26 protein-coding genes are annotated in these 26,960 nt (G+C 65.8%); 15 read left to right on the top strand and 11 right to left on the bottom strand.

What is annotated here, in order from left to right; translation table 11 throughout:
- Together RSE14_RS09235 and RSE14_RS09230 are read left to right on the top strand one after the other, a co-directional pair.
- The gene (locus RSE14_RS09235; RefSeq protein ID WP_324072988.1) at positions 1–534 is read left to right on the top strand and encodes a carboxymuconolactone decarboxylase family protein; all 534 of its coding nucleotides are present in this window, start codon (positions 1–3) and stop codon (positions 532–534) included.
- Positions 531–899, top strand: coding sequence for a carboxymuconolactone decarboxylase family protein (locus RSE14_RS09230; RefSeq protein WP_324072986.1), 369 nt, complete (start codon positions 531–533; stop codon positions 897–899). The genes RSE14_RS09235 and RSE14_RS09230 overlap by 4 nt, the downstream gene beginning before the upstream one ends.
- On the opposite strand, the gene RSE14_RS09225 is transcribed toward RSE14_RS09230, so the two are convergent.
- Positions 896–1,384, bottom strand: a complete 489-nt coding sequence (locus RSE14_RS09225) for a VOC family protein (RefSeq protein WP_324072985.1) — start codon at positions 1,382–1,384, stop codon at positions 896–898. The two genes, RSE14_RS09230 and RSE14_RS09225, sit on opposite strands and share 4 nt — an antisense overlap.
- Positions 1,385–1,427: 43 nt before the next feature.
- Positions 1,428–3,020 carry a fatty acid--CoA ligase gene (locus tag RSE14_RS09220; protein ID WP_324072984.1) on the bottom strand — a complete coding sequence of 531 codons (1,593 nt, stop codon included), beginning with the start codon at positions 3,018–3,020 and terminating at the stop codon, positions 1,428–1,430.
- Between the two features lie 86 nt (positions 3,021–3,106).
- On the opposite strand from RSE14_RS09220, the gene RSE14_RS09215 reads away from it, so the two are divergent.
- Positions 3,107–3,514: a PaaI family thioesterase gene (locus RSE14_RS09215; protein ID WP_324072982.1), complete on the top strand. Its 408-nt coding sequence runs from the start codon at positions 3,107–3,109 to the stop codon at positions 3,512–3,514.
- A 16-nt stretch (positions 3,515–3,530) separates the two neighbouring features.
- On the opposite strand, the gene RSE14_RS09210 is transcribed toward RSE14_RS09215, so the two are convergent.
- On the bottom strand, positions 3,531–4,070 hold the full coding sequence (locus RSE14_RS09210; RefSeq protein WP_324072980.1) for a nuclear transport factor 2 family protein: 540 nt from the start codon (positions 4,068–4,070) through the stop codon (positions 3,531–3,533).
- Complete coding sequence (locus RSE14_RS09205; protein ID WP_324072978.1) at positions 4,067–5,080, bottom strand: NADP-dependent oxidoreductase; 1,014 nt, start codon at positions 5,078–5,080, stop codon at positions 4,067–4,069. The genes RSE14_RS09210 and RSE14_RS09205 overlap by 4 nt, the downstream gene beginning before the upstream one ends.
- A gap of 147 nt (positions 5,081–5,227) precedes the next feature.
- On the opposite strand from RSE14_RS09205, the gene RSE14_RS09200 reads away from it, so the two are divergent.
- Together RSE14_RS09200 and RSE14_RS09195 are read left to right on the top strand one after the other, a co-directional pair.
- The gene (locus tag RSE14_RS09200; protein WP_324072977.1) at positions 5,228–6,175 is read left to right on the top strand and encodes an SDR family oxidoreductase; all 948 of its coding nucleotides are present in this window, start codon (positions 5,228–5,230) and stop codon (positions 6,173–6,175) included.
- A gap of 4 nt (positions 6,176–6,179) precedes the next feature.
- Positions 6,180–6,644, top strand: a complete 465-nt coding sequence (locus tag RSE14_RS09195) for a nuclear transport factor 2 family protein (protein ID WP_324072975.1) — start codon at positions 6,180–6,182, stop codon at positions 6,642–6,644.
- Positions 6,645–6,680: 36 nt separating this feature from the next.
- Here the strand turns inward: RSE14_RS09195 and RSE14_RS09190 are convergent, their stop codons facing one another.
- The 3 genes from RSE14_RS09190 to RSE14_RS09180 form a co-directional block, all read right to left on the bottom strand.
- Positions 6,681–7,910, bottom strand: coding sequence for an aromatic ring-hydroxylating oxygenase subunit alpha (locus RSE14_RS09190; protein WP_324072973.1), 1,230 nt, complete (start codon positions 7,908–7,910; stop codon positions 6,681–6,683).
- 206 nt (positions 7,911–8,116) lie between these two features.
- A complete protein-coding gene (locus tag RSE14_RS09185; protein WP_324072971.1) occupies positions 8,117–10,630 on the bottom strand; it encodes a TonB-dependent receptor in 2,514 nt (837 codons plus the stop codon).
- 197 nt (positions 10,631–10,827) lie between these two features.
- Positions 10,828–12,132 (bottom strand): aromatic ring-hydroxylating oxygenase subunit alpha, encoded by a 1,305-nt coding sequence (locus tag RSE14_RS09180; RefSeq protein WP_324072969.1) that lies wholly within the window; start codon positions 12,130–12,132, stop codon positions 10,828–10,830.
- 131 nt (positions 12,133–12,263) lie between these two features.
- Between RSE14_RS09180 and RSE14_RS09175 the strand changes: the two genes are divergently transcribed.
- Positions 12,264–13,043, top strand: a complete 780-nt coding sequence (locus RSE14_RS09175) for an SDR family NAD(P)-dependent oxidoreductase (protein ID WP_324072967.1) — start codon at positions 12,264–12,266, stop codon at positions 13,041–13,043.
- The gene (locus RSE14_RS09170) at positions 13,015–14,328 is read left to right on the top strand and encodes a spinster family MFS transporter (RefSeq protein ID WP_324072965.1); all 1,314 of its coding nucleotides are present in this window, start codon (positions 13,015–13,017) and stop codon (positions 14,326–14,328) included. The genes RSE14_RS09175 and RSE14_RS09170 overlap by 29 nt, the downstream gene beginning before the upstream one ends.
- 88 nt (positions 14,329–14,416) lie before the next feature.
- Here the strand turns inward: RSE14_RS09170 and RSE14_RS09165 are convergent, their stop codons facing one another.
- Positions 14,417–15,196 carry an SDR family NAD(P)-dependent oxidoreductase gene (locus RSE14_RS09165; protein ID WP_324072962.1) on the bottom strand — a complete coding sequence of 260 codons (780 nt, stop codon included), beginning with the start codon at positions 15,194–15,196 and terminating at the stop codon, positions 14,417–14,419.
- Positions 15,196–15,843 (bottom strand): glutathione S-transferase family protein, encoded by a 648-nt coding sequence (locus tag RSE14_RS09160; RefSeq protein ID WP_324072961.1) that lies wholly within the window; start codon positions 15,841–15,843, stop codon positions 15,196–15,198. Before RSE14_RS09160 ends, RSE14_RS09165 begins: the two co-directional genes overlap by 1 nt.
- A gap of 133 nt (positions 15,844–15,976) precedes the next feature.
- Here RSE14_RS09160 and RSE14_RS09155 point away from each other — a divergent pair, with 133 nt between their 5' ends.
- Positions 15,977–16,501: a PH domain-containing protein gene (locus RSE14_RS09155; protein WP_324072958.1), complete on the top strand. Its 525-nt coding sequence runs from the start codon at positions 15,977–15,979 to the stop codon at positions 16,499–16,501.
- Positions 16,498–18,078 (top strand): PH domain-containing protein, encoded by a 1,581-nt coding sequence (locus tag RSE14_RS09150; RefSeq protein ID WP_324072956.1) that lies wholly within the window; start codon positions 16,498–16,500, stop codon positions 18,076–18,078. The genes RSE14_RS09155 and RSE14_RS09150 overlap by 4 nt, the downstream gene beginning before the upstream one ends.
- On the opposite strand, the gene RSE14_RS09145 is transcribed toward RSE14_RS09150, so the two are convergent.
- Positions 18,024–18,341, bottom strand: coding sequence for a GNAT family N-acetyltransferase (locus tag RSE14_RS09145; protein WP_324072954.1), 318 nt, complete (start codon positions 18,339–18,341; stop codon positions 18,024–18,026). The genes RSE14_RS09150 and RSE14_RS09145 overlap by 55 nt on opposite strands.
- A gap of 65 nt (positions 18,342–18,406) precedes the next feature.
- On the opposite strand from RSE14_RS09145, the gene RSE14_RS09140 reads away from it, so the two are divergent.
- Positions 18,407–19,426: a threonine aldolase family protein gene (locus RSE14_RS09140; protein ID WP_324072952.1), complete on the top strand. Its 1,020-nt coding sequence runs from the start codon at positions 18,407–18,409 to the stop codon at positions 19,424–19,426.
- The gene (locus RSE14_RS09135; RefSeq protein ID WP_324072950.1) at positions 19,423–20,334 is read left to right on the top strand and encodes a DMT family transporter; all 912 of its coding nucleotides are present in this window, start codon (positions 19,423–19,425) and stop codon (positions 20,332–20,334) included. Before RSE14_RS09140 ends, RSE14_RS09135 begins: the two co-directional genes overlap by 4 nt.
- Before the next feature lie 21 nt (positions 20,335–20,355).
- Here the strand turns inward: RSE14_RS09135 and RSE14_RS09130 are convergent, their stop codons facing one another.
- Entirely contained in the window at positions 20,356–21,168 is an 813-nt protein-coding gene (locus RSE14_RS09130; protein WP_324072948.1) for a Rossmann-fold NAD(P)-binding domain-containing protein, read from the bottom strand.
- A 92-nt stretch (positions 21,169–21,260) separates the two neighbouring features.
- Between RSE14_RS09130 and pepN the strand changes: the two genes are divergently transcribed.
- The 4 genes from pepN to RSE14_RS09110 all read left to right on the top strand — a co-directional run bounded on the left by pepN (position 21,261) and on the right by RSE14_RS09110 (position 26,911).
- The gene (pepN, locus tag RSE14_RS09125) at positions 21,261–23,936 is read left to right on the top strand and encodes an aminopeptidase N (RefSeq protein ID WP_324072946.1); all 2,676 of its coding nucleotides are present in this window, start codon (positions 21,261–21,263) and stop codon (positions 23,934–23,936) included.
- Between the two features lies 1 nt (position 23,937).
- The gene (locus RSE14_RS09120) at positions 23,938–24,690 is read left to right on the top strand and encodes a purine nucleoside phosphorylase YfiH/LACC1 family protein (RefSeq protein ID WP_324072943.1); all 753 of its coding nucleotides are present in this window, start codon (positions 23,938–23,940) and stop codon (positions 24,688–24,690) included.
- Between the two features lie 232 nt (positions 24,691–24,922).
- A complete protein-coding gene (petA, locus tag RSE14_RS09115; RefSeq protein WP_324072942.1) occupies positions 24,923–25,486 on the top strand; it encodes a ubiquinol-cytochrome c reductase iron-sulfur subunit in 564 nt (187 codons plus the stop codon).
- Positions 25,487–25,552: 66 nt separating this feature from the next.
- Positions 25,553–26,911, top strand: a complete 1,359-nt coding sequence (locus RSE14_RS09110) for a cytochrome b (RefSeq protein WP_324072940.1) — start codon at positions 25,553–25,555, stop codon at positions 26,909–26,911.
- The last annotated feature ends 49 nt before the right edge of the window (positions 26,912–26,960 follow it).

Here is a 26,960-nt window from a genome sequence, read left to right as displayed (position 1 = left end):
ATGTCGACCACACCCCGCGTATCCTCGGCCATTGCGGGAGAGCCTGCGCATTTCGGTTCGGTGCTGGCGCACCAGCCAGCGATCGCGGAAAGTTTCTTCGCGCTCTATGGCCGGTTCTGGGGCTCGGATGTGCTCGCGGCGCGGATCAAGGAAGTGGCGCGGATGCGCAATGCGCGGGTCACCGAATGTGGCTTCTGCCGCAATGTCCGTTTCGACAAGGCCGTGGCGCAGGGCCTTGGCGAGGAGGTGCTGGACGACATCACCGATGGTTACGAGACCAGCGCCAAGCTCACCGACACCGAAAAGGCGGTGCTGAAGTTCACCGATGCGCTGATCCATGATCCCGAACTGCTGAACGGCGATGCGCGAGCGGCCTTGCAGCGCCACCTCACGCCGGCGCAGATCGCCGAGCTGGGGCTGGGCGTGACGCTGTTCCTTGCGCTTGCCAAGGCGCTGATCACGATGGGGCTGGAGCCGGAGGCGATGGACCGCACAGTGCTGCCCACGCCCGCGGTGCTGGAGGCAGCAGAATGAGCGCCGTCTGCGCCGCGCTGGCGAGCGATCCGGTGCTGGCCGAGCACTACGCCACCTTCCGCAACCGCTCCGAGGGCGCGCTCGATCCGGCGCTGGTCGCGCTCGTCAAGCAGGCGGTCGCCACGGTCCACGGCATCGATGCCGCGCCGATCGACGAGAGCGCCCTCGACGAGGGCACGCGCGCGGCAATCGCCTATGCCCGCCGGATGCCGTTCGAGCATACCGCGATCACCGATGAAGAGGCCGCCGCCGTGGTCGCCCATCTGGGCGAGCCGGGGTTTGTCGCCTTTTCGGTGGTGACAGCGCTGGCCGACGCCGAATGCCGCGCGGCGCTGGTCGATCTGCCGGGGTTGGCTGGGGCCTAACCCAACTCGCGGATCAGATCCGTCCCGTCCCAGCCCTGCGCGGCGGCGGCGACGAAATCGTAGAACCCGGTCAGCTGCGGCGTCGGCTCGTAGAGTTCGAGCATATGGCCGAGGGTTTCGCGCGTATCGATAAAGGCGAAGGCCGTACCGGTCTGCGTGACCGACAATTGTGCGAGCGGCGCTCCTGCGGCTGCGAACCGCGCAATCTCCGCCTCCAGATCATCGACGAACAGCGCCGCGTGATGCAGCCCCTCGCGGCCCGAGCCATGGGGAAACATCTCGTGCAGGGCGGATGGCTCGGCATTGTGCTGGACAACCAGCTCCACCATCACGCTGCCCCATTGGCCATAGGCGCTGGAATGATCGAAGGGTCGCGGCGTCCCGCGATGGTGCGAGGAGGAAAGCGCCACATGGTGCAGCACGAAGAACGGGCCTGAGCCAAACTGCCGGTGGTGCGCCGCTGCTGCTGCCTCAAGGTCGTTCACCTTGTAGGCGAGTTGCCTGACCGCCAACCCGACCGCCAGCACTTCAGTTCACCGCCCGGTCCTTGCCGACCCAATAAGGCGCGCGCAGCTCGCGGCGCAGGATCTTGCCCGAGGGGTTGCGGGGCAGGGCCTCGATGAAATCGACCGACTTGGGGCACTTGTAGCCCGCAATCAGCGTGCGCGCGTGGGCGATCAGGTCTGCCTCGGTCAGGGTCTCGCCCTTCTTGACGACCACGCAGGCCTTCACCGCCTCGCCCCATTTGGCATCGGGAATGCCGATCACCGCGACATCGGCCACTTTCGGGTGCGAATAGAGCGCGTTTTCGACCTCGGCCGGGTAGACGTTCTCGCCGCCCGAGATGATCATGTCCTTCACCCGGTCGTGGATGTAGAGATAGCCGTCTTCGTCGAGATAGCCCGCATCGCCCGTGCGCAGCCAGCCATCCGCGTCGATGGTGGAGGCGGTGGCATCGGGGTTGTTCCAGTAGCCGCGCATGTTCTTGCTGGAGCGCGTGGCGATTTCGCCCACGGTGCCCACCGGCACGGGGTTGCCCGCCTCGTCGATGATCTTGATCTCGACGCCGGCCAGCGGCTTGCCGACCGAGCGCATCCGGGGACTGCCTTCGGGCACGTGATCTTCGGGATCGAGCGCTACGATGGTGCCGCTGGTCTCGGTCATCCCGTACATCTGCACGAAGCCGCAGCCGATCACCCGCATCGCCTCGCGCATGAGTTCGAGCGGGATGGGGGAGGCGCCATAGGTGATATATTTGAGGCGGCTGAAATCGACCTCGTTCACGCGCGGGTGATTGAGCAGGATCTGGATTGCGGCGGGGACAAGGAAGATCTTCGAGATGTTGAAATTTGCGATCAGGTCCAGCGCCTTGGTCGGATCATATTCGGGCAGGACGATGGAATTGGTTCCGGCCACCATCGTGCCGATGCCGGTGCCGGTGCCGGAAATGTGGAAGCACGGCATGGCCAGCAGCGTCACATCGCCCGGAATCGGTTCTTGCCAGCCGCGCATCTCGTCTGCCGCCGCCAGTGCGTCGCGGCTGGAGAGGATCGAGCCATGGGTCATCACCGCGCCCTTGGGCTTGCCGGTGGTGCCCGAGGTGTAGAGCTGAAGCGCGTCGTCCTCGCTCTTCACCACATGCTTGGGCGGGGTGGCGGGGAAGCCATCGCGCCAGCTGCGGTAATCAAGGCCGTCATGCTCGGGCGCGTCGATGCCGATGATGTGCTGCACATGCGGAACCGCCTCGCGCACGCCTTCGATCATCGCGGCAAAGCCTTCCGCGACGAAGACGACATTGGCCCCGCAATTGTCGAGGATATAGGCGACTTCGGGCGGGGCGAGCCGCCAGTTGACGGGCGTCATCACCGCGCCGATCCGCGCAGCGCCCACGAAGGCCTCGAAATAGAGCGGGTGGTTCTTGCCGAGGAAGGCGACCCGGTCCCCCGGCTTCACCCCCAGCGCGATCAGGCCGTTGGCGGTGCGGTTCGCGCCCGCGTCGAGCGCGGCGAAGCTGAACTCCTCCTCGCCATAGGTGAAGGCGATCACATCCCCCTGATTGCGGGCGTGATCCGCCACGATGTCACAGAAGGATGATGCCGCGATTGCTGCCGTGTCTGCCATGCCCTCGGAGATAGCCCGCGTGCGGGGGCGCTGTCATTGGCACAATTCATAGCGGCACGCGCGCGCGGCTGCGTTAGGGTGCGGGAATGGACGCACCTTCTGGCTTTGAGCCCGCCGGTTTCACCCCGGGCTTTCTCGATCACGGCGGACCCTATTATCTCGGCGCGCCGGTGGACGGCGTTCGGGTGGTGGGCCTGCGCATCGTTCCGCACCACATCAATTATCAGGACGCTGCTCACGGCGGCGTGATCTCGACCTTTGCCGATGTTGCCCTCAGCCATGCGGTCTATGATGCCGAACGCCCGCGGCTTGCCCCGTCTACCGTGACGCTGACGGTGAATTATCTGCTGGGCGCGAAGCTGGGCGACTGGCTGGAGGCGCGCGTCAGGATCGACCGGTTGGGCGGGCGCACCGCCTATACCTCGGGCGGGATCTGGCGCGGGGACGAGCAGATCGCGACGATGAGCGGCGTGTTCGCCTTCAAGCGGCCCTAGTCTAGCCTAGCCTAGCCTAGCCGAGCCAGTGCCGCACGGCCGCGGACGAAGGATCGCGTTCGTCGTGATAGCCCGCCGCGCCCTCGGGCGTGTTCGACAGGTCCACGCCCTCCACCACCCGGAATTCGCGCCAGTCGTAAAGGCCGGTGCGTTGGGCGATACGCCACTCACCCGCCCGTTTCTCGAAGCGATCGACATAGCGGCCCGCGACGATGGCCGAGTAGATCACGCCCTTGTCCGGGAAGGCCGCCACCAATGGGTAGCCGGGCGGGATGGTGTGCATCGCGGTCATGTAGGTTTCGGTGTGGCACACCGTGTCGCCCTCGAACCCGAAGATCGTCTGGCCGAGCTGGTGCTGGGTCGCAAGGCAAGGGTCGATCACGCCGCGGGCCTGTTCGACAAACCCGCGCCAGTCGCCTTCGATCACCCCGAACTTGAAGACGGCATCATAATGGAACAGGCGCTCCATCATCTGCCAGCGCCGCCGGTCAATCGCATGGGCGTAGGCTGCGAGAATATCGCGGATGGCTTCGCGGTCTTCGAGGGTTCCCATCATGCATCCAGCTCCACTATCACCTTGCCGATATTGCCGCCGGTGAAGAGTTTTGCATAGGCGGCGAGCGTGTTTTCAAGCCCGCGCGTCACGTCATAGGGCATGACGAGCGCGCCGCTCTCGGTCCAATCGCGCAGGCGCCGCGTAAGGCCGGGGCCTTCGTGCATGAAATCGGGCGAGAAGAAGCCCTCGATCCGCAGCCGCCGCATCAGCACCTGATCGAATTCCTGCGGGGCGGTGCGCGTGCCGGCGGTGTAATCGGCCAGCAGTCCGCACACCGCGATCCGGCCATAGTGGTTCATGCGGGTGAGCACCTGATCCAGCAGCGGCCCCCCGACATTGTCGAAATAGACGTCGAAGCCGGAGCCATTGGCACAGGCTGCGTCGAGCTGCGCGGCGAGATCGGCTGCCTTGTAATCAATCGCCCCCGCAATGCCGAGATCATTGGTGAGGTAAGCGCATTTGGCCGCGCCGCCCGCGATGCCCCAGGCCTCGCAGCCGAGCAGCTTGGCGATCTGCACCGCGAGGATGCCGGTCGCTCCGGCGGCGGCGGAGACCAGCACCTTTTCGCCTCGCCTCGCCGCGCCGGTGGTCTCGATGCCCCACAATGCGGTCCAGCCGTTCATGCCGAGCGGGCCGAACCATGCGCGGCGGTCCGCCACCGAAGGATCGAGCAGGATCGCGCCCGACATCACCGCATCGACGGTGCTGATATCGCTCCACTGGCCGAAGGCGCGCACCAGATCGCCGGGGGCGAATCCATCTGCACGGCTTTCGATCACCTCGCCCAGCACGAGGCCCGTCATCGGCCCGCCCACGGGGAGCGGCGGCTGGTAGCCGTCCTCGCGGTCCGACAGCCACATCCGGGTGCCGGCATCCATCGACAGTTGCGAATTGCGGATGCTGATTTCGCCCTCGGCCAGCGGGGCGAGCGGGGCCTCCACGAGCTCCAGCGCGGCGGCGAAATCTGTCCCTTCGGGGCGGCGGGCGATGCGCCAGGCACGGTTCTGCATGGGGAGCACTGTCCGCAGCCTGCGCCGCTACGACAACCCCGTCTTTTCGCTAGGGGCTTCACCCGCGCGGCTATCACTTTGGCGCGGTGCGCAGCTTCCGAGCGCTTCCTAGTCTCTTGCCCATAAACACTTAGGGGAGAGACATTCATGGCACTCATCACAGTGATCGGCGCGAGCGGAAGGCAGGGCCTTGCGCAGATCCGTCAGGCGCTTGCTGCCGGCTACGACGTGCGCGCCATCTCGCGCCGTCCGGATGCGCTGGAGGGCGCGCCGATCGACGGGGTCGACAAGGTCGAGATCCGGCCGATGGACCTCTACGACACATCGACCTTCAAGGACGCGCTCGAAGGCTCGGACTACATCTTCTACACCCATCCGCTGCAGGCCCGCGCAGACCGCGCCTATCTGGTCGGCGAAGTGGGCAAGGTCGCTGCGCATCTCGATGTGAAGCGCGTGGTGTGGAACACCTCGAGCTGGATCCCGGACAAGCCCGGCGATGCCTTCACCTATGCCGGCAACACGGCGGGCATCAACGCGCTGTGGCGCTCGGGTGCGCCGGGTACGGTGTTCGGCTCGGTGCTGTTCATGGACAACCTGCTGACCGGCTGGGCGCGGCCCTTCATCGTCAACGAGAACCGCTACGTCTATCCGCACAACCCCACGCTGGAAGCCAACTGGATCAGCCTCGACGATGTCGCGCGCTTCATGCTCGCCAGCATTGAGCGCCCCGACATGGAAGGCGCGTGGCTCAATATTGGCGGTCCGGAGCGGCTGGTGGGCAAGCAGGTGACGCAGTGCCTCGCCGAAGCGCTGGGCAAGGACATCAAGTATGATCCCTGCACCCCGGAAGAATTCGGTCGCCTGCTGGTGAACGCGGCCGGGGATTCGATGCCCGCCGAAGCGCGCGAGGAGTTCGCCAAGGGCATCCAGGCCTTCTACGAATACAACAACACCGCGCCGACCAAGCCCTTCGCGGTCGACATGGACCACGTCTACGAACGCTTCCCCGAGCTGGAAGGCAAGCTGGAGACGATGGGCGAATGGACCAAGAAGCAGGACTGGGGCGAGAGCAATTATCGCCCTGCCTTCGGGTAAGAGCATGAGCGATCTGCGCGCGGCCAATATCGCGGTCGCCACGCGGTTCTACGAAGCACTGGCGGCGGGCGACTTCGATGCGCTCGCCGCTTTGCATTCGGACGACATCGTGTTCAATCTGGTCGGCACCACGCCGGTTTCGGGCCGGTGGGAGGGCAAGGACGTGTGCTTCGGACCCGTAGTGGCCGATGGCGTGATCGGCAAACTGGTGCCCGAGACGATCCGCTTCTCGCGCGAGTGGCGGATCATGAGCGCGGACGAGAATTGCGTTGTCGGCCTGATGCGCGGCGGCGGCACGGCCACCAACGGCCACGAATATCTCCAGACCTACTGCCAGATCATGACGATCCGGGACGGGCTGATCGTGGAGCTGCACGAATTCTTCGACACCGCGCTGGTGGAACTGGCGCTCAACAGCAACCCGACGCAAAAAGGGCCGAGCGTTCCGGCCCGGCCCTTTGCGTTCTGACAGTTTTGCGGAGGGCGCATCTGCGCCCTCGCACAATCATTCCGCCGCCTGACGCTGCTCCGCTGCGAAGAATGCCACCAGATCATCGTCGCTGGCATTGACCAGCCGCTCGACCCAGCCGTGGAAGACCTGTCCGCCCTTCTCGTTGCGGCCGAACAGCACGTCCTTCATCAGCCCCGATTGCAGCGCCTGATGCTGGCGCTTGCCGGTGGCATAATCCTCGTCGCGCACCACGATTTCGAGGAAGTTGAACTGGTCATGCGCGGCCTGGACCTGTTCGGGCGTCTCGGGCTGGTTTTCCATGACATAGAACTGGGTGGTGTAGCTCTCTCCTACGGTCGCACCGGGGAACAGCTGGCTGATCATCGCCCCGCGCTGGCCGCCGCCGTAGAAGCTGGCGATCGAGATGTGCGGGAAGATCGTCCACACGCCCTGCACCAGCACTTCCTGCGGCAGTTCCTCGTCGCTCATCGCTTCCAGATCGATCTGCTCGCCGTCATCGCTCTGCACCTTGATCGCGAACTTTGACGGGGTCGAAAGGCGCTGGTGCGGGCCATAGGCGAAGTAGTTGGCGCGGTTGTAGAAATCCGCCCCGAAGGTGTTCGCGTGGAGCACCGGCAGGTGGTAGAAATCGAGATAGCCGTCATAGGCGGTCTTCCAGTTCGGCCCCGCCAGCGTGCGCTGCGAGAACAGCGTCCAGCCTTCGAATTCGAAGGCCTTGAGCAGATCGTCGAAGCCGCACAGGTAATCGGCGATGCTGAGCTTCGATTCCGGATCGAGCGTCACCCAGATGAGGCCGGCGTTCTCGTAGACCGGGAACTTGACGAGGCAGTGCTGGCTCTTGTCGATCGCGCCGAAATCCTTCGGGGATGCGACCCCGATCAGATCGCCATCCGCCTTGAAGGTCCAGCCGTGATAGCCGCAGGTGAAGCGGCTGGCATTGCCGCAGCCGCTCGCGAGCGGGTTGCCGCGGTGGGTGCACATGTTGAGGAAGGCGCCCATGCTGCCGTCCTTCTGGCGGGAGAGCAGCAGCGGCACGCCGCAGATGTCCATCGCCTTGAAGTCGCCGATGTTCGGCAGCTCGCAAGACGGCGCGACCATCAGCGGCAGGCGGCGGAAGATCTGCTTCTTTTCCAGCTCGAACACCGCTTCGTCGGTGTAGGCGCTGGCGGGAATGCGCACGACCTCGTCGGCATATTCCATCGTATCGGCCGCGCCATGCGCTACCAGACTGCGCGTCATGGAGATCAGTTCTTCGCGTGACATGGTTTCCTCCCAGAAGCCGCGATTTTCGTGGCGAGCATCTGCCTTCGCGTGGGCAGCGGCAATGCTCACTTTTGGCGGGAAGCGGCGCCCTTTCGCCTTGATCCAAAGCAAATGGGCGAAAAGCAAAGGGGCCAAAAGCAAAGGGGCCAAAAGCAAAGGGGCGAGCCATTGCTGGCCCGCCCCTCGCATTTCCCCTGTTGGCGTTATCAGAAGCGGAAGCTCATTTCCGCGAACACCTGACGACCGCGGTTCTGGGTCATCACGAAGTCGTCGCCCACGCCCGCCTGCAGGAACGGACGCCCGCCGGTGGTGATGGTGAAGATCTCGTCGGTGAGGTTCTGTGCGACCAGCGCCAGCTTCCAGTTGCCGTCCGGATGGCCGATCGAGACGTTGGCGTCGAGCAGCCAGAAGCTCGGCTGGACATAGTCGTTCAGCGTCGCTTCGTCGGTGATGTAGCCATCATTATAGGCCGCGTTGCCCGACAGGAACAGCTCGAGGCTGTCCGACAGCGGGATGTTCCAATCGACCGCAAGGTTTCCGGACCATTCCGGCGCCTGGCTGCCACGGCGACCATTGAGGTCGACGGTGCTGATGCCGAGCGGCTGGATGAAGGTGTCAGTGTACTGCGCGTCGAGGTAGGACAGGTTGGCCGACAGGCTCAGGCCGTCAATCGGCGTGATCCAGCGGGATTCGATGTCGACACCCTTGGTGGTGAGCTCGCCAGCGTTGCTGGTCGCGAACTGCACGCTCACCGCGTTGAAGTTCTGCACCTGAAGATCGGTGAAGACGTAGTAGTACGCGGTGGCGTTGAGGGTGAAGCTGCGGCCAGCCCACTGCGACTTGAAGCCTACTTCACCGCCCTCGGCCTCTTCCGACTGGAAGATCAGCGCGCTGAAGTCACCCGTAGCGGCGGCCTGGCTGAGGCTGTTCGACGGCAGCGCCGAGTTGTCGATCCCGCCCGACTTGAAGCCGGTCTTGTACGAGGCGAAGAAGTTGAGATCGTCGTTCGCCTGGTAACGCAGAGTGACTTCCGGCGAGATGTTGTCGTCGGCAAAGTTGATCGGGCCCGAGAAGAACCCGCTCTGCAAGAACGCCGGGCTCGGGCGGAACAGACCGCCGCCAGCCGAGACATAGGCCAGCGAGTTGTGGACGTAGGGCACCGAGATCGTCTGGACCTTCTTTTCATCGGTCCAGCGGATACCGCCCGAGAGTTCGAGCTTGTCGGTGATCTCCCACATCACGCTACCGAAGAACGAGAGCGCTTCGGTCTTGGTGATGTGGGTCTTGTCCCAGTCATAGGTGAAGCCCGTGCCCGGAGCGGTCCCGCCGCCGACCAGCGGACGCGCGGTGCTGGGGCCGAAGAACGAGATGTTCACGCCCTGCTGGGCGGTGTCGAAGGTAAAGGTGCGGTCTTCGTAGAACGCGCCGAGCATGAAGTTGAAGCCGCCATCGAAGTCCGAGGCCAGACGCAGTTCCTGCGTGTACTGTTCGAGCCTGTTGATCGGGTCAGATGAACCGGCACCACCCGGCAGGATGGTTCCGTTGGGGCCGGCAAAGACGCCGCCATAGGAGTAGGGGTCGAAATCGATCGCATCCATGTTGAGCAGGCCGGTGACCGAGGTCAGGGTCAGCGTGTCAGACAGGTCGAGATCGAACTGCAGGCGACCGAACCAGATCTCGGTTTCGCCGAAAGGCACGCCATTGCGGCCCGCTGCCGGCGAGTTGCCCGGAACACCCCCGGCAAGCTGCGCCGCAGCATCGGGCAGGAAGTAACGCTGGTCGTTGGTGTCGCAGTTGTAGCCAGCCGGGATCTGCACCGCGCCGCTCAGCAGGAACACCGAGTCGGCCCGGCCGTTGGCGCCGCAGTTGATTTCTGCGGTACCGATGGCGCCGTCGTTCTCGTTCTTGGTGTATTGCAGCTTGAAGTTGGCCTTGAACCGGTCAGACGGGTTCCAGTCGAGGGTCATGCGGCCGATGAAATCGGTCAGCCCGCGCTCCTGGTTGACCGCGGGCGTGCCGGGCTGGAGCAGCTGGAATTCGTCGATATCGTTGAACTGGGCGGCCACGCGGATGCCCAGCGTGTCGCTGATCGGACCCGAGATGTAGCCCGAGAGCAGGTAGCCCTTTTCCTCGAATTCATAGGAACCGCGCATCCCGACTTCCCAGTTGGCGGTCGGGTTGGCGGAACGCAGCGAGAGCACGCCGGCGGTGGCCGACTTGCCGAAGAACAGCGATTGCGGGCCGCGCAGCACGTCGATCTGCTCGACGTCGAAGAAGCCGGCCTGCACCATGCGCATGGTCGAGACGACAACGCCGTCATACTCGAAGGCCACCGCCGAATCGAACGCCGCCGAGATGTTCGACGAGCCGACGCCGCGCAAGCTGAGCTGGCCGCCCGAGCCCGAACCACCGACCTGCACGTTGAGGGTCGGCACGCGGCTGGTCACGTCGGCGACCTGGTCGATGCTGTAGCGCTGGAGCGTCTCGCCGCCGATCGCGGTGACGGTGACGGGCACTTCCTGCAGGGTTTCGTTCTGGCGGCGGGCCTGAACGATGATCACCCGCTCTTCCGGAGCGGCATCTGCGCTGGCATCGGCGTCCTGGGCGTAAGCGACGCTCGGCACGGCGGCGAGGCCGCCAAAGGCTGCACCGCACATCAGCGCGGTCCGCATCCCGCGGCCGCGGGCTCCGGATGCAATTCGGGCACGAAGTGTGTTCATGATGCTCTCTCCCCTGAAGGCGGCCGTCATGGCGCACCTTTGGATTCCCCAAACCGTGACACGTTTCCCCGCGTCTATCGGTATGGGTGGAAGGTGTATGTCAGGCAGGGGAACGCGCTATCAGCAAAAGCGATAGTAAGGCGGGCAATGTGCGACAAAAACGTCACAACTCCCTGCGAAAGCGGCATTCCGTAGCGTTATTCCGCCGCTTGCGCCTGCTCGCGCTCCATCTGCGCGACGCGCGGGTCGTTGGGCCACACCCAGTCCGCGCCGATCACCTGCTCGACCCGCAGCCGCTCGGGCACGTTAGCGATCCCGATCATCCGGTCGAGGCTCTGGTGGAAGGAATAGATCCGCGCCTCCTGATAGGACAGCGGCACGGAGCGGAAGGCCGAGCCCTGCACGGAATGCTGGATCGCTTCGCCGAACTGGGTGTCTTCAAGGATGATCGGGCTCATTTGCCGCCCGTTCGGCTGGCTGGCATCGGGCACGGTCCACAAGTCCGGCGCGGGCGCATCCCCCCAGTCCAGCGCCATGGTCACCAGCTCCAGCCGCGTGGTGGTCAGCGAGGTCGGCCAGAACACCAGCGGCGGCACGAAGTAGTTGGAGAGCGGGCTGACCCAGTTGGGAAACAGCGTGTAGCTCTGGGTGCAGGTGCGGCCCAATTCGCCCACGCTCTCGATCTGCTGCCATCCGGACGGCGAGTCGATCGCGCGCACGTGTTCGCGGTCGGTCGTGTGCGGCGGGGGCGCCAGCATCCGCGCATGGCCGTTGGGGTAGATGGTGTTGAGATTGCGCGTGCTGTCGACCAGCGGGGCGACGGTGTTGGGGTGGATGAAGGGCACATGGTAGACCTCCATGTTGGCCTCCATCGCGATCTTCCAGTTGCACTTCAGATCGAACGAATGCCGCGCGGCGAGCTTGATGCGATCAAAGGCGAACTCCTCCCACTCGCGCGCAATCGGCCCGAGCCAGTCGATCAGCGGCATCGCCTCCATGTCGAAATTGACGAAGATCACCTTGCCGAACATCTCGCAGCGCACCGGCAGAAGGCCGCGGCAGCTCATGTCGAAATCGGCCGGAAAGTCGCGCTTCTCGGGCACGCCCACCAGGCTGCCGTCGGTTTTGTAGGTCCAGTTGTGATAACCGCACATCAGGCGGCTGGACTTGCCGCGATCCTCGGTCACCACCGGCGCGCCGCGGTGACGACAGGTGTTGTGGAAGGCGCGCACCACCCCGTCCATGCCGTGCACGATGACGATCGGATCGCCGGCATTGTGCCAGCGCATGTAGCACCCCGGCTCGGGGATCTCGTCGAGGTGGCCGGCGAACAGCCAGCTCTTGCGGAAGATGTGCTGCTGTTCGAGCGCGAAGTATTCCGCGCTGGTGTAGCGGCCGGCGGGCATGTCGGGCAGGGCGGGAAAGCCCTGCGGCGGGGCGCGGCGCTTGCCTTCCCACTCCATCAGCGCCTTCAGCTGCGCGACTTCGGCTTGGTCCATCATTGCGCCTCTCCCTTTCGGCCTCGCGAGAATACATCGCTGCGGCCCGCCCGCGCCCTCGCGCTTTCGACAGTGGCTTGCGCCCGCCCGCCCGATAGGCTGGGCTCAAGAAAAAGCTTTTGGGAGAGAGCGAAATGGCGGGAAGGGTAGCGGGCAAGGTTGCGCTCGTGACAGGCGGGGCAATGGGGCTGGGCAAGGCCGATTGCGAGGCGTTGGCGCGCGAAGGCGCGACGGTGATCGTCACCGACCGCGAGGTGGAACTGGCGCACAAGGTGGCCGACTCCATCGGCGGCGATGCCATGGCACTGGATGTCACCAGCGAAGAGCAGTGGATCGAAGTGATGCGCGCGGTCGAGGAACGCCACGGCGGGCTCGACATCCTCGTCAACAATGCCGGCAACGTGATCTTCGAGAGCATCGAGGATTGCAGCCTCGCGCATTTCAAGCTGCACCTTGATATCCACGTGGTGGGCACTTTCCTCGGCTGCAAATATGCCGCGCCGCTGATGAAGCACCGCCACGAGAAGGTGGGCGGGGGCGGCTCGTCGATCATCAACATGGCCTCCACCGCGGCGCTGATGGGCTATGGCAACATCCCCGCCTATGCCGCGTGCAAGGCCGGGATCGCGGGGATGACCCGCAGTCTGGCGATCGATTTCCAGGATCGCGGCTACGGCATCCGCGTCAATGCGCTGGCACCCGGCGGGATCGAGACCCCGATGGTGATGGGCATTTCCGGGCGCGGCGGCGAAAAGCCGATGGATATCCCCGAAGGCCCGCTGGCGATGGATGCGCTGGGCCACCCGCGGGATGTGGCAGGTTGCGTGCTGTTCCTCGCTTCGGACGAGGCGCGGTTTCTGAATGGCCTGACGATCCCGGTGGACAATGGCCTCTACGCCAGACCGCACCACTGAGGACGGCGAGGCCGACAAGCCCGGCCTGCACCGTTGGTACGTCCTCTCGCTGCTGACGCTGACGAGCGCCTTCAGCGTTGCCGACCGGCTGGTGTTCGGCATCCTCGTCGAGGACATCAAGTCCGCGTTCCAGCTGTCGGACTTCCAGCTTGGCCTGCTGGGCGGGGCGGCGTTCAGTCTCGTCTATGTGCTGGCCGGCTTTCCCGCGGCGCGGCTGGCGGATCGTTCGGTCCGCAAGAACATCGTTGCCGCCGCGATCAGCTTCTGGAGCCTGATGACCGCCGCCTGCGGCATGGCGACGGGCTTCTGGACCCTGTTCATGGCGCGCACCGGCGTGGGCGTGGGCGAGGGCTGTTCCGGCCCCTCCTCGCAAAGCCTCGTCGCGGATTTCTTTGCGCGGCATGAACTGGCCAAGGCGATGGGCTTTCTCACGCTCGGATCGACAGTCGGCACGGCCACAGGGCTGATCGTGGGCGGGCAGCTGGCCGAATGGTTCGACTGGCGCTGGGCCTTCGTCCTGATGGGTCTCCCGGGCCTGCTGCTCGGCGGGGTGCTGTTTCTCACCGTGCGCGAGCCGCCGCGCGGGCGCTATGCCCCCAAGGGCACCGACATGACGCAGTTGCCATTGGGGCGCACGATCATGAGCCTTGTCACCAATCGCGTGTTCATGGGACTGGCGCTGGGCTGGGCGGTGCAGATCATGATCGGCTATGCGCTGGCCTTCTGGATGGCGGCGGTGATGCTGCGCCAGTTCCCGATCTCCACCGGCGACGTCGGCCTCTATCTCGGCTTCACCTTCTTCCTCGGCGGGATCCCGGGGCCGATCCTCGGCGGATACCTGACCCATTGGCTGACCTTGCGCGACGAGCGCTGGCGGGCGTGGCTGCCGGGGCTGGTGAGCCTAGGCTGCGTGGTGCCGCTGGCGCTGAGCCTTTCGTCGAGCGGGTTTGCGGCCTTTCTCGGCTGGTTTGGGCTGGCCTATGCGATCTATGTCGCCAGTCAGGCCGGCATCCTGTCGGGTATCCAGACGGCGGTGGAACCGGCCAGCCGGGGCTTTGCCGTGGCCTTCGCGCTGTTCTTCAACAACCTCGTCGGCCAGGCGCTGGGCCTTGCGGTGATCGGCGCGGCGAGCGACGCGCTGACGCCTGCCTATGGCGCGAGCGCGCTGGCGCTGGCGGTGTTCGGCGTATGCCTCGCCTCGGGCCTCGCGAGCCTTGCGATCTTCGTCTGGACCGCCGCGCAGATGGGGCCGAGCGGTTATCTGGAGAAGATGCGCGGGGGTTAGCCAGAACCTCCAAACCCTTTCGCCTCGAGCGTAGTCGAGAGGCCGTGCGCAGGTGTCTCGACTGCGCTCGACACGAACGGAACTTGCTTCAGAACCCCGGATGGATCGCCAGTGCGGCGCCATCGACCAGCATTTCCGCGCCAGTCATGAACGGGCACTCGTCGCTGGCCAAGAAGGCAATGGCCGCCGCCGTTTCCGAAGGATCGGCGAGGCGGTTCAAGGGCGAGGTTGCAGCCACGGCCGCGATCAATCCCGGCATGCGCTGTTCGGCATCGGCGATCATGCCGGTCTGCGTCGCACCGGGGATCACGGTGTTGCAGCGGATGGCGAGCCCCGCCTTTGCGCACCACGTGGCGACGGACTTGGACAGCACCCGCACCGCGCCCTTGCTCGCCGAATAGCCGACATCGGTGGGAAGCGGCGCGATCGCGGTGGTCGAGGCGATGTTGATGATCGCGCCCTTGGCGCCGCCCTGATTATCGCGCATCGCGGCAATCGCAGCGCGGCAGCCGGCCATGGTGCCGGTGAGATTGACGGCCAGCACCTTGTCCCACGCGGCGAACATGGCGTCATCGTCGAGATCGCCGATCCCCGCGCCCGAGACCATCCCGGCGTTGTTGACGAGGATATCGAGCCGCCCGAAGGTCTGGACCGCGCGGGCCACGATCTGCGGCCATGCCGCGCGGTCGGATACGTCCTGCACCGCGAACAGCGCGCCGGTTTCGGCACAGAGCGCCGCGCCCTTGACGGCGTCGAGATCGGTGCCGAGCACCTCGGCTCCGTCCGCCCGCAGCCGCCGCACCGTCGCCGCGCCGATCCCGCTCGCGCAGCCGGTGACGATCGCGACCTTGCCCGCCAGCCGCGCCATTATTCGGACTGCTGCCACACGCCCGCGCAGGGGCGCTGGTTATGCGTGTCGATGAAGCGGGCGAGATTGTCGGTGCCTTCAGGCAGCTTCCAGCCGATGGTGAAGCCGAAATTGGCGAAGGCGAAGATGATCAGATCGGCAAAGGTGAAGCGGCCCAGCGCGATGTGGTTGCTGCCGCCCAGAATGGCGTCGAACATCCGCCACTTGGCATCGGCCATCGCGGTCAGTTCGGCGCCCGCCTCCACCGTGACCACGCTCATGCGCGGCTCGAACATCGGGCGTCCCGCGCCGGCGCGGAAGCCCATCGTCATCGGCACCACCACTTCCTGATCGAACAGCCGCACCCACTTGCGCACCTCGGCGCGTTCGAGCGGAGTTTCGCCGAACATGTTGTGCTCCGGGTGCATCTCCTCGACATATTCGCAGATCGGCCAGCTTTCGGTGAGGCAGGTGCCGTCATCGAGTTCGAGCGTCGGTGTGGTGCCCTGCGGGTTCTTGCCCATGTAGGCGGCATCCTGCCGGTTTTGGCCGGTGATGATGTCGTAATGCACGCGGGTGAAATCGCGCCCTTCCTCAAGTCCCTTTTCGATCATGAACATCCGCACGAGGCGGGGATTGGGCCCGAGGCTGGAGTGAAGAATGGTCATTGCGGTCTCTCCGACAAGATTTTGCCGAGGGTTCTAGGGGCCTTGGCGCGGCCCGTCGCCCTCATAAATGCGCTAGGGTTTGCGGCAAAATCGCTTGCACACAGGCGCTGTATTGCGCCACTAAGGCACCACCATGGATCATCTCCCCGCCTCCGTTCCTGCCTCCGTGCCCGCGCCGCTCGACGATGATGGCGAGCTGACGAAGCTCCATCCCAGCTATGCTCACGCCTTGCGATTGCAGACGGCACTGACCGCGATCCCCTTCCTGATTGGGTCGCTGGTGCTGGAGTCGGCATTCCGCGGCGAGGGCCTGTTTCCGAGTGGCCTCATCGCCGGGCCGGTGCTGCTGATCGCGCTGGCCCTGATCATCCGCGTCCCGGCCCGCCGCTACGGCTCGCGCGGCTACCAGATCAGCGCTGACCGCCTGCGGGTGGTGCGCGGCCTTCTGTTCCGGTCCGACACGGTGGTGCCGTTCGGCCGGGTGCAGCATATCGATGTGAATCAGGGCCCGCTCGACCGGTTCTTCGGCCTTGCCACGCTCACGCTTCACACCGCCGGCAATCACAATGCCAGCGTGTCGCTGCCCGGCCTCGGCGAGGAGCTGGCGCGCGAGATGCGCGAGGACATCCGCGCCCATATCCGCCGCGAGACGCTGTGAGCGACCTTCCCGAGGACACCGTCCAACGCACCGCTCCGCTCGGCATGGCGGTGGGCGCGCTGGCGAATATCCGCAGCGCGATCATCCCCGCCATCGCGATTGCCTTTTCGGGGATCGGCGGGAGCGGGCGGCTGCTGGTGGCGCTCGGGGTTGGCCTTGCAGCGGTAGTGATCGGCGGGCTGTTCACCTATCTCGGCTGGCGCCGCACCACCTATATCATCGGCGAAACCGACATCCGGCTCGAAAGCGGGCTTCTGAGCCGCTCGGCGCGTTCCGTCCCCTACGAGCGGATCCAGGACGTCAGCCTCGAAGCCAAGCCCCTGCCGCGCCTGCTCGGGCTGGTGGCGGTGAAGTTCGAGACCGGCGCGGGGGCGGGCGAGGATATCGCGCTCGAATATCTCACCAATGCCCAAGGCGAGGCGCTGCGCCAGCTGGTGCGCGAGCGCCGCGACGAGGAAGCGCAGGCCGGCCCAGCCGCCTCGCCCGAGGATGCCGCCGCTGCCCCTTCGCCCGATCCCGAAGGTGAAGTGCTGTTCGCCATGTCGCCCCGGCGGCTGGTCACTTTCGGTTTGTTCGAATTCAGCCTCGCGGTTTTCGCGGTGCTCGGCGGCGCGTTGCAATATGTCGACAATGTCACCAGCATCGACGTGTGGGACGTCGATATCTGGTACGGCTGGCTGAAGGAGCAGGGGCCGGCGCTCGCCAGCCTTGGCCCGCTGGTGCAGGCGGCGAGCGCGATCGCGGGGCTGATCGCGCTGGTGATCCTCGGGTTCGGCACCGGCGTGGTGCGCACGGCCTTGCGCGACTGGGGCTTCACGCTCACCCGCAGCGCCCGCGGGTTCCGCCGCCAGCGCGGCCTCTTGACCCGCACCGATGTGGTGATGCCCGCCCACCGCGTGCAGGCGATGGTGATCGGCACCGGGCTGCTGCGCTATCGCTTCGGCTGGCAATCGCTGAGCTTCGTCAGCCTGGCGCAGGATGATGGCGGGGAAAGCCATGTGGTTGCGCCCTTTGCCAAGCGCGCCGAGATCGCCCCGATCGTGGCGGCGGCGGGCTTCCACCTGCCCGATGCGGCGACGCAGTGGCACCGCGCCAGCACGCAATACCGCACCGACACCGCGCTTGTCCCGGCAGCGCTGATTGCGGCGGCGGCGATCCCGGTGGCGATTTTCGCCTCGCCCTGGCTCGCCCCGATTCCGTTCGTGGTGGCCGGCGCGGTGCTCGCCGCCAGGCTCTATGCCTGGCAGTTCCATCGCTATGCGCTCGACGCGACCCAGATTTTTTCCAGCAGAGGCTTCCTGTCGCCCACCAACACCATTGCGACCCGGCTGAAGCTCCATTCGATCGAGATCGCACAGGGCCCGCTGGCGCGGCTGCGCGGCTATGCGACGGTACATTTGGGGCTAGCGGGCGGCACTCTGGCCGTGACCGGCGTGCCGCTGGCCGAGGCACGCAAGCTGCGGGCCAGCGTCATCGAAACCATCGCCGCGACCGATTATTCGCGGCTCGATGCGCCTGCCGTTCAGGCCCTGAGCGGCGCCCAGTCCGGGTTTTCGGTGAACTTGCGCGCGACATAGGAGCAATCGGGACGGATCACGAAGCCGCAGCGCTGCGCGTCCTCCACCAGCCGCTGCACCAGCGCCGCCGCGACCCCGCGCCCGCCGATCGCGCGCGGCACGATGGTATGGGCGGCAACGCGGATTTCACGCCCTTCGCGCATTCCGCCTGCTTCCCATTCGAGATAGCCCTGTTCGGCGCTGTCAGCGAGGGTAGCGACATAGCGCCCGCCCGTGCCAGCCACGTGGTGGGTGATGGTAAGCCCGGTGGCTGCGTCGGCCATGTTTCGTCCTCCCGCTGGCGCCAATCGCTTGCAACCCGCGTAGGGCGCGATAGAGGCGGATTGCGATGACCCTCTCCAAGCCCTTTCTCTCCGACAATGCCGCCGCCGTCCACCCCCGCTTGTGGGAGGCGATGCGCGCGGCGGATCATCCGGACAATCCCTATGACGGGGATGCGCTCTCGGCCGAGCTCGACGCGCGCTTCTCCGCGCTGTTCGGGCGTGAGTGCGCTGCCTTGTGGGTGGCGACGGGCACGGCGGCCAATTGTCTGGCGCTGGCGACGATGTGCGCCCCCCACGGCGGGGTCGTGTGTCACCGCGAGGCGCATATCGAAGTGGACGAGGGCGGCGCGCCGGGCTTTTTTCTGCATGGCGCCAAGTTGATGCTTGCAGAGGGCGAGGGCGCGAAGCTGACGCCCGCCGATATCGCTGCGCTGATCGATCCGATCCGCAATGATGTGCATCAGGTGCAGCCCCACGCCATCGCGATCACGCAGGCTTCCGAATATGGCCGCACCTATCGCCCGGAAGAGCTCGCGGCATTGGGCGCTTTCGCCAAGGAGCGCAGGCTGGGCCTGCACATGGACGGGGCGCGGTTCGGAAATGCGGCGGCTTTCCTTGGCGGTTCGCCCGAGGAAGCGGCGCGCGCGGCAAGCGGCCCGGTCGACAGCCTCGCCTTCGGGTTCATCAAGAACGGCGGGATGGGCGCGGAAGCGGTGATCCTCTTCGATCCCGAAGCCGCGCATCAGGTGCGCTATCGCCGCAAGCGGGCCGGCCACCTGCAATGCAAGGGCCGCTATCTCGCAGCGCAGATCCTCGCGATGCTGGAAGACGGGCTGTGGCTGGCCAATGCCGCCCACGCCAATGCCGCCGCGCGCGAAGTGGCGGCTGGCTGCGCTGATCGCCTGCTCCACCCGGTCGAGGCGAACGAGCTGTTCGTGCGCCTCACCGAGGCCGAGCGCGCGGCGCTGCGGGCGCAGGATTTCGCCTTCTATGACTGGGGCGCGGACAGTGCCCGCTTCGTCACCGCGTGGAACACCCGTCCCGAGGATGCCGCCGCGCTCGGCAAGGCGATTGCCGCCCTATGAGCGAGGCTTCCGCGCCGTCGATGCTCAGCCCGAAGGTGCTGATCCCCTTCATGCTGACCGGCACGATCTGGGGCTCGACCTGGTTCGTCATCACCGGGCAGATTTCGGATGTGCCCGCCGCCTGGGGCGTGTTCTACCGCTTCATGCTCGCGACCCCGGCGCTGTTCGTGCTGGCGGCGGTGATGGGGCAGCGGCTGCGGCTGAACCGGCCCGAGCACCTGCTGGCGCTGGGCGTCGGCATCGCGCAGTTTTCGGGCAATTTCCTGTTCGTCTATCATTCCGAACAGCACATCACCTCCGGCATCGTCGCGGTGATGTTTGCGCTGCTGATGGTGCCAAATGCGGTGTTCGCGCGGGTGTTCATCGGCGAGCGGGTGGCGGGCGGCTTTGTCGGCGGGAGTCTGGTGGCGATTGCCGGGGTGGCGATGCTGCTGGTGCACGAGTGGAACGCCTCGCCGCTCGGAGGCAATATTGCGTTGGGAATTGTGCTGGCGGTGGGCGGGATGCTGGCGGCCTCGATCGCCAATGTGGTGCAGGCCAACCCGACGGGGCGCGGGGTGCCGATGGTGAGCTTCCTCGCCTGGGCGGCGCTTTATGGAACGATCTTCGATCTCGGCTATGCCTTTGTCACGGCTGGCCCGGCGCAGGTGCCGGGCGCATGGCAGTTCTGGGCAGGGACGGCCTATCTTGCCATCATCGGTTCGGTGGTGACCTTCCCGCTGCACTATAATCTGGTGCGCGAGATCGGCGCGGGGCGCACGGCCTATAACGGCATCGTCACCGTGTGCGTCGCCATGCTTCTTTCGACCCTGTTTGAAGGGTTCGTGTGGGATGCGCTTTCGGCAGGAGGCATGGCGCTGGCGCTCATCGGCATGGGGCTGGCGCTTAAGTCCAAGCAGAAGCGCTGAACCTGCCCTCGGGCTACGGCTCTATACCAGTCCCTCCAAACCCTCGACATAGGTCGGATAGTTCGGCTCCCACCCCAGCACCCGCTTGGCCTTGCCGTTGGCGACGCGGCGGTTCTCCATGTAGAAACCGCGCGCCATTTCGGAGAGATTGGCCTCCTCCAGCGTCTCCAGCGGCGGCAAGGGCAGGCCGAGCAACCGGCAGGCGTGCTCGGTCACTTCATTGCCGCTGCACGGGAAGTCATCGCCGAGGTTGTAGGCCCCTGCAGGCGCATTCTGCTCCAGAGCGGCGATCACTCCGCTGGCGATATCATCGACATGGACGCGGCTGAACACCTGCCCGGGCAAGTCGATCCGCCGCGCCTGTCCGGCCCGCACGCGGTCCAGCGCAGAGCGGCCCGGGCCATAGATCCCCGGCAGGCGGAACACCCGCGCGCCGAGGCGCAGCCATGCGAGGTCGGCTTCGGCCCGCGCGTTGCGGCGGCCTGCTCCGGTCTCGGCGATGGTCGGGGTCGCCTCGTCCACCCATGCGCCTGCCTGATCGCCATAGACGCCGGTGGAGGAGAGGTAGCCGATCCACGTGCCCTTGCGCGCCGCTGCCTCCAGCGCCCCGCCATAGGTCAGCAGCACATCATCCCCGCCTGTCACTCGCTCGGGCGGCACCGAGGAGAGGATCGCATCGCAGGTGCCGATGATGCTGCGGATGGCCTCGAAGTCGGCGTCGAAGGCAAGATTGCCTGCGCGGCCCGTGGCATCCACCCGCCAGCCCTTCGCCTCCAGCGCGGCCTTGATGCGCGCGGCCGTGTAACCCAGTCCAAAGATCAAAAGATGTGACATGGCCTGCATAGTGCCGTTCGTGTCGAGCGAAGTCGAGACACTGCCGACACTGCCTCTCGACTTCGCTCGAGGCGAACGGGTAAGAGACCCGCATGGATATTGCGACCACCCCGACGAACCCCGAAGGCAACCCCGAACTCGCCGATGCCGCGCACTCGCCTCACGCGCCGCAGGTGATCCTGCGCGAGGATTATCGTCCTTTCGGCTGGCTGGTGCCAAGCGTCGCGCTCGATTTCGATCTCGGTATCGAGGCGACGCGGGTGCGCGCCACGCTTGACCTCACCCGCAATCCCAAGGCCGACCGCGAGGCGGCGATCCAGCTCAACGGCGATGATCTGAAGCCCCTGTCGGTGACGGTCGATGGCGCCCTTGTGACGGACTGGCGGATGGACGGTGCCGATCTGATCGTCCCGCTCTCGGGCGACACCCACGTCCTGACCATCGAAACCGCGATCAATCCGGGCGCCAACACCCAGCTGATGGGCCTCTATGCCTCGAACGGCATGCTCTGCACCCAATGCGAGGCCGAGGGCTTCCGCCGCATCACCTTCTTCCCGGATCGGCCCGATGTGCTCTCGGTCTATTCGGTGCGGATGGCCGGTAGCAAGGCCGCCTTCCCGATCCTGCTGTGCAACGGCAACCGCACCGCGGCGGGAGAGGGTGCTGATGGCACCCACTGGGCCGAATGGCACGATCCCTGGCCCAAGCCGTCCTATCTCTTCGCGCTGGTGGCGGGCGATCTGGTGGCGAACTCCAAGCCTTTCACCACTGGTTCGGGCCGCGTGGTGGAGTGCAATGTCTGGGTGCGTGCGGAGGATATCGAACGCACCGATCACGCACTCGAATCGCTCCACCGCTCGATGCGCTGGGACGAAGACGTGTTCGGCCGCGAATATGACCTCGATCTCTACAACATCGTCGCCGTCAGCGATTTCAACATGGGGGCGATGGAGAACAAGGGGCTCAACGTCTTCAACACGAAGTATGTGCTGGCCGATCCCGACACTGCTACCGATGCCGATTTCGACGCGGTGGAAGGCGTGATCGCGCACGAATATTTCCACAATTGGTCGGGCAACCGCATCACCTGCCGCGACTGGTTCCAGCTGAGCCTCAAGGAAGGCTTCACCGTGCTGCGCGACCAGCTGTTCTCGCAGGACATGCGGGGCGAGGCGGTCAAGCGGATCGAGGATGTGCGGATCCTGCGCGCGGCGCAGTTCCCCGAGGATGCAGGCCCGCTCGCCCACCCGATCCGTCCGGATTCCTACAGCGAAATCAACAACTTCTACACCGCGACTGTCTATAACAAGGGCGCCGAGGTGATCCGCATGATGCGCGCCATGGTGGGCGAGGCGCGGTTCCGCGCCGGCACCGATCTCTATTTCGACCGCCACGACGGCGAGGCCGCGACCTGCGAGGATTTCGTCAAGGCGATCGAGGATGGTGCGGGGATCGACCTTGCGCAGTTCCGCCGCTGGTATTCGCAGGCGGGCACGCCGCGCGTCGCGGTGTCGCAATCGGTTGCGGGTGACACGCTGACCCTCACCCTCTCGCAGACAGTGCCTGCCACCCCCGGCCAGCCCGAAAAGCTGCCGGTGCCGATCCCGCTCCGGCTCGCTGTGCATTCACGCAGCGGCGTGCTGGGTGCGGAGCAGCTGGTGGTGCTGGAGGGCGAGACGCAGAGCTTCGATCTGCCGCTTGCAGGCCCGGACCCCGTGGTCTCGATCAACCGCGGCTTCACCGCGCCGGTCGTGATCGAACGCAGCCTTGCGCGCGAAGACCTCGTGTTCCTCGCCGCGCAGGACAATGATCCCTTTGCCCGCTCGGAAGCCTTGCAGGAGCTGGCGGTCGCCCACCTCGTCGGCGTGGCCAGCGGCGCGCTGGCGGTCGGGGAGCAGGCTGCGGGCGAGGCAGCGATCATCGGCGCATTCCGTGCGAGCCTTGCCGACGAGCGCCTTGATGATGCGATGCGCGGCGAGCTGATGATGCTGCCGAGCGAGACCTATCTGTTCGAAGCGATGGCAGGTTCGGGGGCGACAGGCGGGCGACTGGCCGATCCGGGCGCGATCCATGCGGCGCGTGAAGGGCTGAAGGCGGCGATCGGCACCGCGCTGGCGGGCGAGCTCGAAGCACTTCACGCACGCGCTTCGGCCATTGCGCTCGACGATCCCGCAGGGCGCGGGGCGCGCAAGGTCAAGACGCAAGGACTGGTGTTCCTCGCCGCCGCCGATCCTGCCCGCGCCGCCCGGCTGGCCGCGCAGCAATATGATGCGGCCGACAACATGACCGACCGGCAGGGCGCGCTGATGGTGCTGTGCAGTCTCGCCGGCCCCGAGCGCGAGGCACGGCTGGCGGCCTTCTATGATCGCTATCGTGACAATGCGCTGGTGATCGACAAGTGGTTCACCTTGCAGGCGCTCTCGCTCAATCCCGATGTGATTGCCGAGGTCCGCAAGCTCGCCGAACATCCCGATTTCACGCTCAGGAACCCCAACCGCGTGCGCTCGCTGCACATGGCCTTTGCCGGCAATCCGCAGGGCTTTCATGCGGCGAGCGGCGAAGGTTACCGGATGATCGCCGACGTGATTCTCGCGCTTGATCCGATCAACCCGCAGACGGCTGCCAAGTTCGTGCCCGCGCTCGGGCGCTGGCGGCGGATCGAGCCGGGCCGCGCTGCGCTGATGAAGGCGGAGCTGGAGCGGATCATGGCCGCGCCCAGCCTGTCGCGCGATACCTTCGAACAGGCCAGCCGCAGTCTGGACGGCTAAGGTGACGGAGTTCCAGATCGAGCGCAGCCCGCTGCTTGACGGGGTGCCGCACGGCTTCTTCGGCAGCGCGGGGGGCTGGCACCAGTTCGGCTTTGGCGGGCCGGGCGATCCGGCCGATGTGCAGGCCCTGCGCGCGGCAGCGGCAAAGGCGATCCGGCCCGGCGGCGTGCTGGCCGCGCCGCATCAGGTGCATTGCCCCGATGTCGTGACGGTCACCGCCGCGTGGGACGATGCCGCCGAAGGCCGCCCGGTCGGCGATGCGGTGGTTACGGCGACAAGCGGCGTGGTGCTCGGCATCGTCACCGCCGATTGCGGGCCGATCCTGTTTGCCGACACGCAGGCAGGCGTGGTCGGCGCGGCCCATGCCGGGTGGCGCGGTGCGGTTGACGGCGTGCTCGAAAACACCATCGCCGCGATGGAGGCGCTGGGAGCAGACCGCAGGAATATCGCCGCGGTGCTCGGGCCAACGATTGCGCAGCCGAGCTACGAGGTCGATGCGCCCTTCCGTGCGCGTTTTGCGCCTGAAGATGCGCGCTTTTTCGCGCCCGCGCCTGCGCGCGACGGGGTCGACCGGTGGCAGTTCGATCTGCCGGGCTACATCATGGCGCGGCTGGCTACGGCTGACCTCGGGAAAATTGCTGATCTCGGGCGGGATACATTCTCACATCTCGCGCGTTACCATTCTCACCGCAGGTCCACGCAGGCGGGCGAGGCGAATTATGGCAGACAGATCAGTATGATCGCCCTGCCTTAGACGCCTCTTGCACAAGCGCGAACGGGCCTTGCTTAAAACACGGTTGGATTCTCGCAGGATTGCCGTTAATTGCCCCCGCGAGTTTCGGGTGAGGTGCGTGGACAAACACCGCATCTTGCGCCGGAGCGGGGATCAATCGACGTCAATTGTCGTGGGGCTCACGCCCCGCATTTCGAACACCACGCCGCGCAGGCCGTTTTCCGGCGCGGCAAGACGAGCAGGGTAAGACGACATGGCTTCTGACACGGCCGTAACCAGCGAAACGGGCTCTGAAGAGGGCGTCCGCCGCCGCGACTGGATTCACATTGCGGCGCTCAGCACGGCCGGGGTTGGCGGTGCGTCCGTCCTGTTCCCGCTGGTGAGCCAGATGGCCCCTTCGGCTGACGTGCTCGCAGCGAGCACCACCGAAGTCGATGTCAGCGCGATCCAGCCGGGCCAGAGCATCAAGGCCGTGTTCCGCAAGCAGCCGCTGTTCGTGAAGCGTCTCACCGCCGAAGAAATCGCCGCCGCCAAGAAGGATGACGCTGCATCGCTGCGTGATCCCCAGACCGTGGCCGAGCGCACCAAGGAAGGCCACGAGGACGTGCTGGTCACCATGGGCGTCTGCACCCACCTTGGCTGCGTGCCGCTGGGCGCTGCCGAAGGCGAGAACAAGGGCGAGTTCGGCGGTTACTTCTGCCCCTGCCACGGCTCGCACTATGATGTCGTGGGCCGCATCCGGAAGGGCCCTGCGCCCAAGAACCTGATGGTGCCTGAGTACGAGTTTACGTCCGATGCGGTCATCCGCGTGGGCTAAGCCTGCGTAACTGACCGACACCGAACCCTTTTCGACCATTCCCTTCGATAAAGCCGAGAGAACGCCATGAGTTTCGCCTGGGCCAAGCAATACGAACCGAAGACCGCTCTGACCAAGTGGCTTGACGAGAAGCTGCCGCTTCCGCGTCTCGTCTACAACGCGGTCGGGGCCGGTTATCCGGTGCCGCGCAACCTCAACTACATGTGGAACTTCGGCGTGCTCGCCGGCTTCTGCCTGATGATCCAGATCGTCACCGGCGTCGTGCTGGCGATGCATTATGCTGCCAACGGCCTCGTCGCATTTGCGACGGTCGAGCACATCATGCGCGATGTCAATTACGGCTGGCTGCTGCGCTACGCCCACGCCAACGGGGCAAGCTTCTTCTTCATCGTGATCTACCTGCACATCTTCCGCGGGTTCTTCTATTCGTCCTACAAGGCCCCGCGCGAGATGATCTGGCTGCTGGGTGTGGTGATCTTCCTGCTGATGATGGCGACCGCCTTCATGGGCTACGTGCTGCCGTGGGGCCAGATGAGCTTCTGGGGGGCGCAGGTCATCACCGGCCTGTTCTCGGCGATTCCGCTGGTGGGCGAGCCGCTGCAGGTGTGGCTGCTGGGCGGTTTCGCGCCGGACAACGCCGCGCTGAACCGCTTCTTCTCGCTGCACTTCCTGCTGCCCTTCGTGATCGCGGGCGTTGTGATCCTGCACATCTGGGCGCTGCACATCCCGGGCTCGTCGAACCCGACCGGCGTGGAAGTGAAGCAGGAATCGGACACTGTGCCGTTCCACCCCTATTACACCGCCAAGGACGGCTTCGGCCTCGGCGTGTTCCTGGTGCTGTTCGCTGCGGTGGTGTTCTTCCTGCCGAACGCGCTGGGCCACCCGGACAACTATATCGAGGCGAACCCGCTCTCGACCCCGGCCCACATCGTGCCCGAATGGTACTTCCTGCCGTTCTATGCGATCCTGCGCGCCTTCACCGGTGACCTTTCCATTCCCTTCATGGGCATCACTCTGGTTCCGGCGAAGCTGCTCGGCGTGATCGCGATGTTCGGTTCGATCCTCGTGTGGTTCATCCTGCCCTGGCTGGACAAGAGCCCGGTGCGTTCGGGCCACTTCCGTCCGCTGTTCCGGAAGTTCTTCTGGGTGCTGGTGCTCGATATGGCGGTGCTGACCTATTGCGGCGGCGCTCCGGCAGAGGAACCCTACGTGGTGATCAGCCAGATCGCGACGGCGTACTACTTCCTGCACTTCCTGGTGATCCTGCCGATCGTCAGCCAGATCGAAGTACCCAAGGCGCTGCCCTTCTCGATCACCGAAGCGGTGATCGGCAAGGACACCGGCGCCGCCGAGCCGCGCACCGGCACTGCCGATGCAGGCGATACCGGCGCCGCGCCCGATGGTTCGCTGCAACCTGCCGAGTGATCGGCAGGCCGCAGTTCACAATCTGACCCGATAACGAGAAAGAGTTCGG

The sequence above is a fragment of the Erythrobacter sp. genome (assembly GCF_035194505.1).
In the GTDB taxonomy this organism is placed as follows: Bacteria; Pseudomonadota; Alphaproteobacteria; order Sphingomonadales; family Sphingomonadaceae; genus Erythrobacter.
The sequence above is the reverse complement of the archived record's forward strand: the minus strand, read 5'-3'. Positions and strand labels throughout refer to the sequence as shown.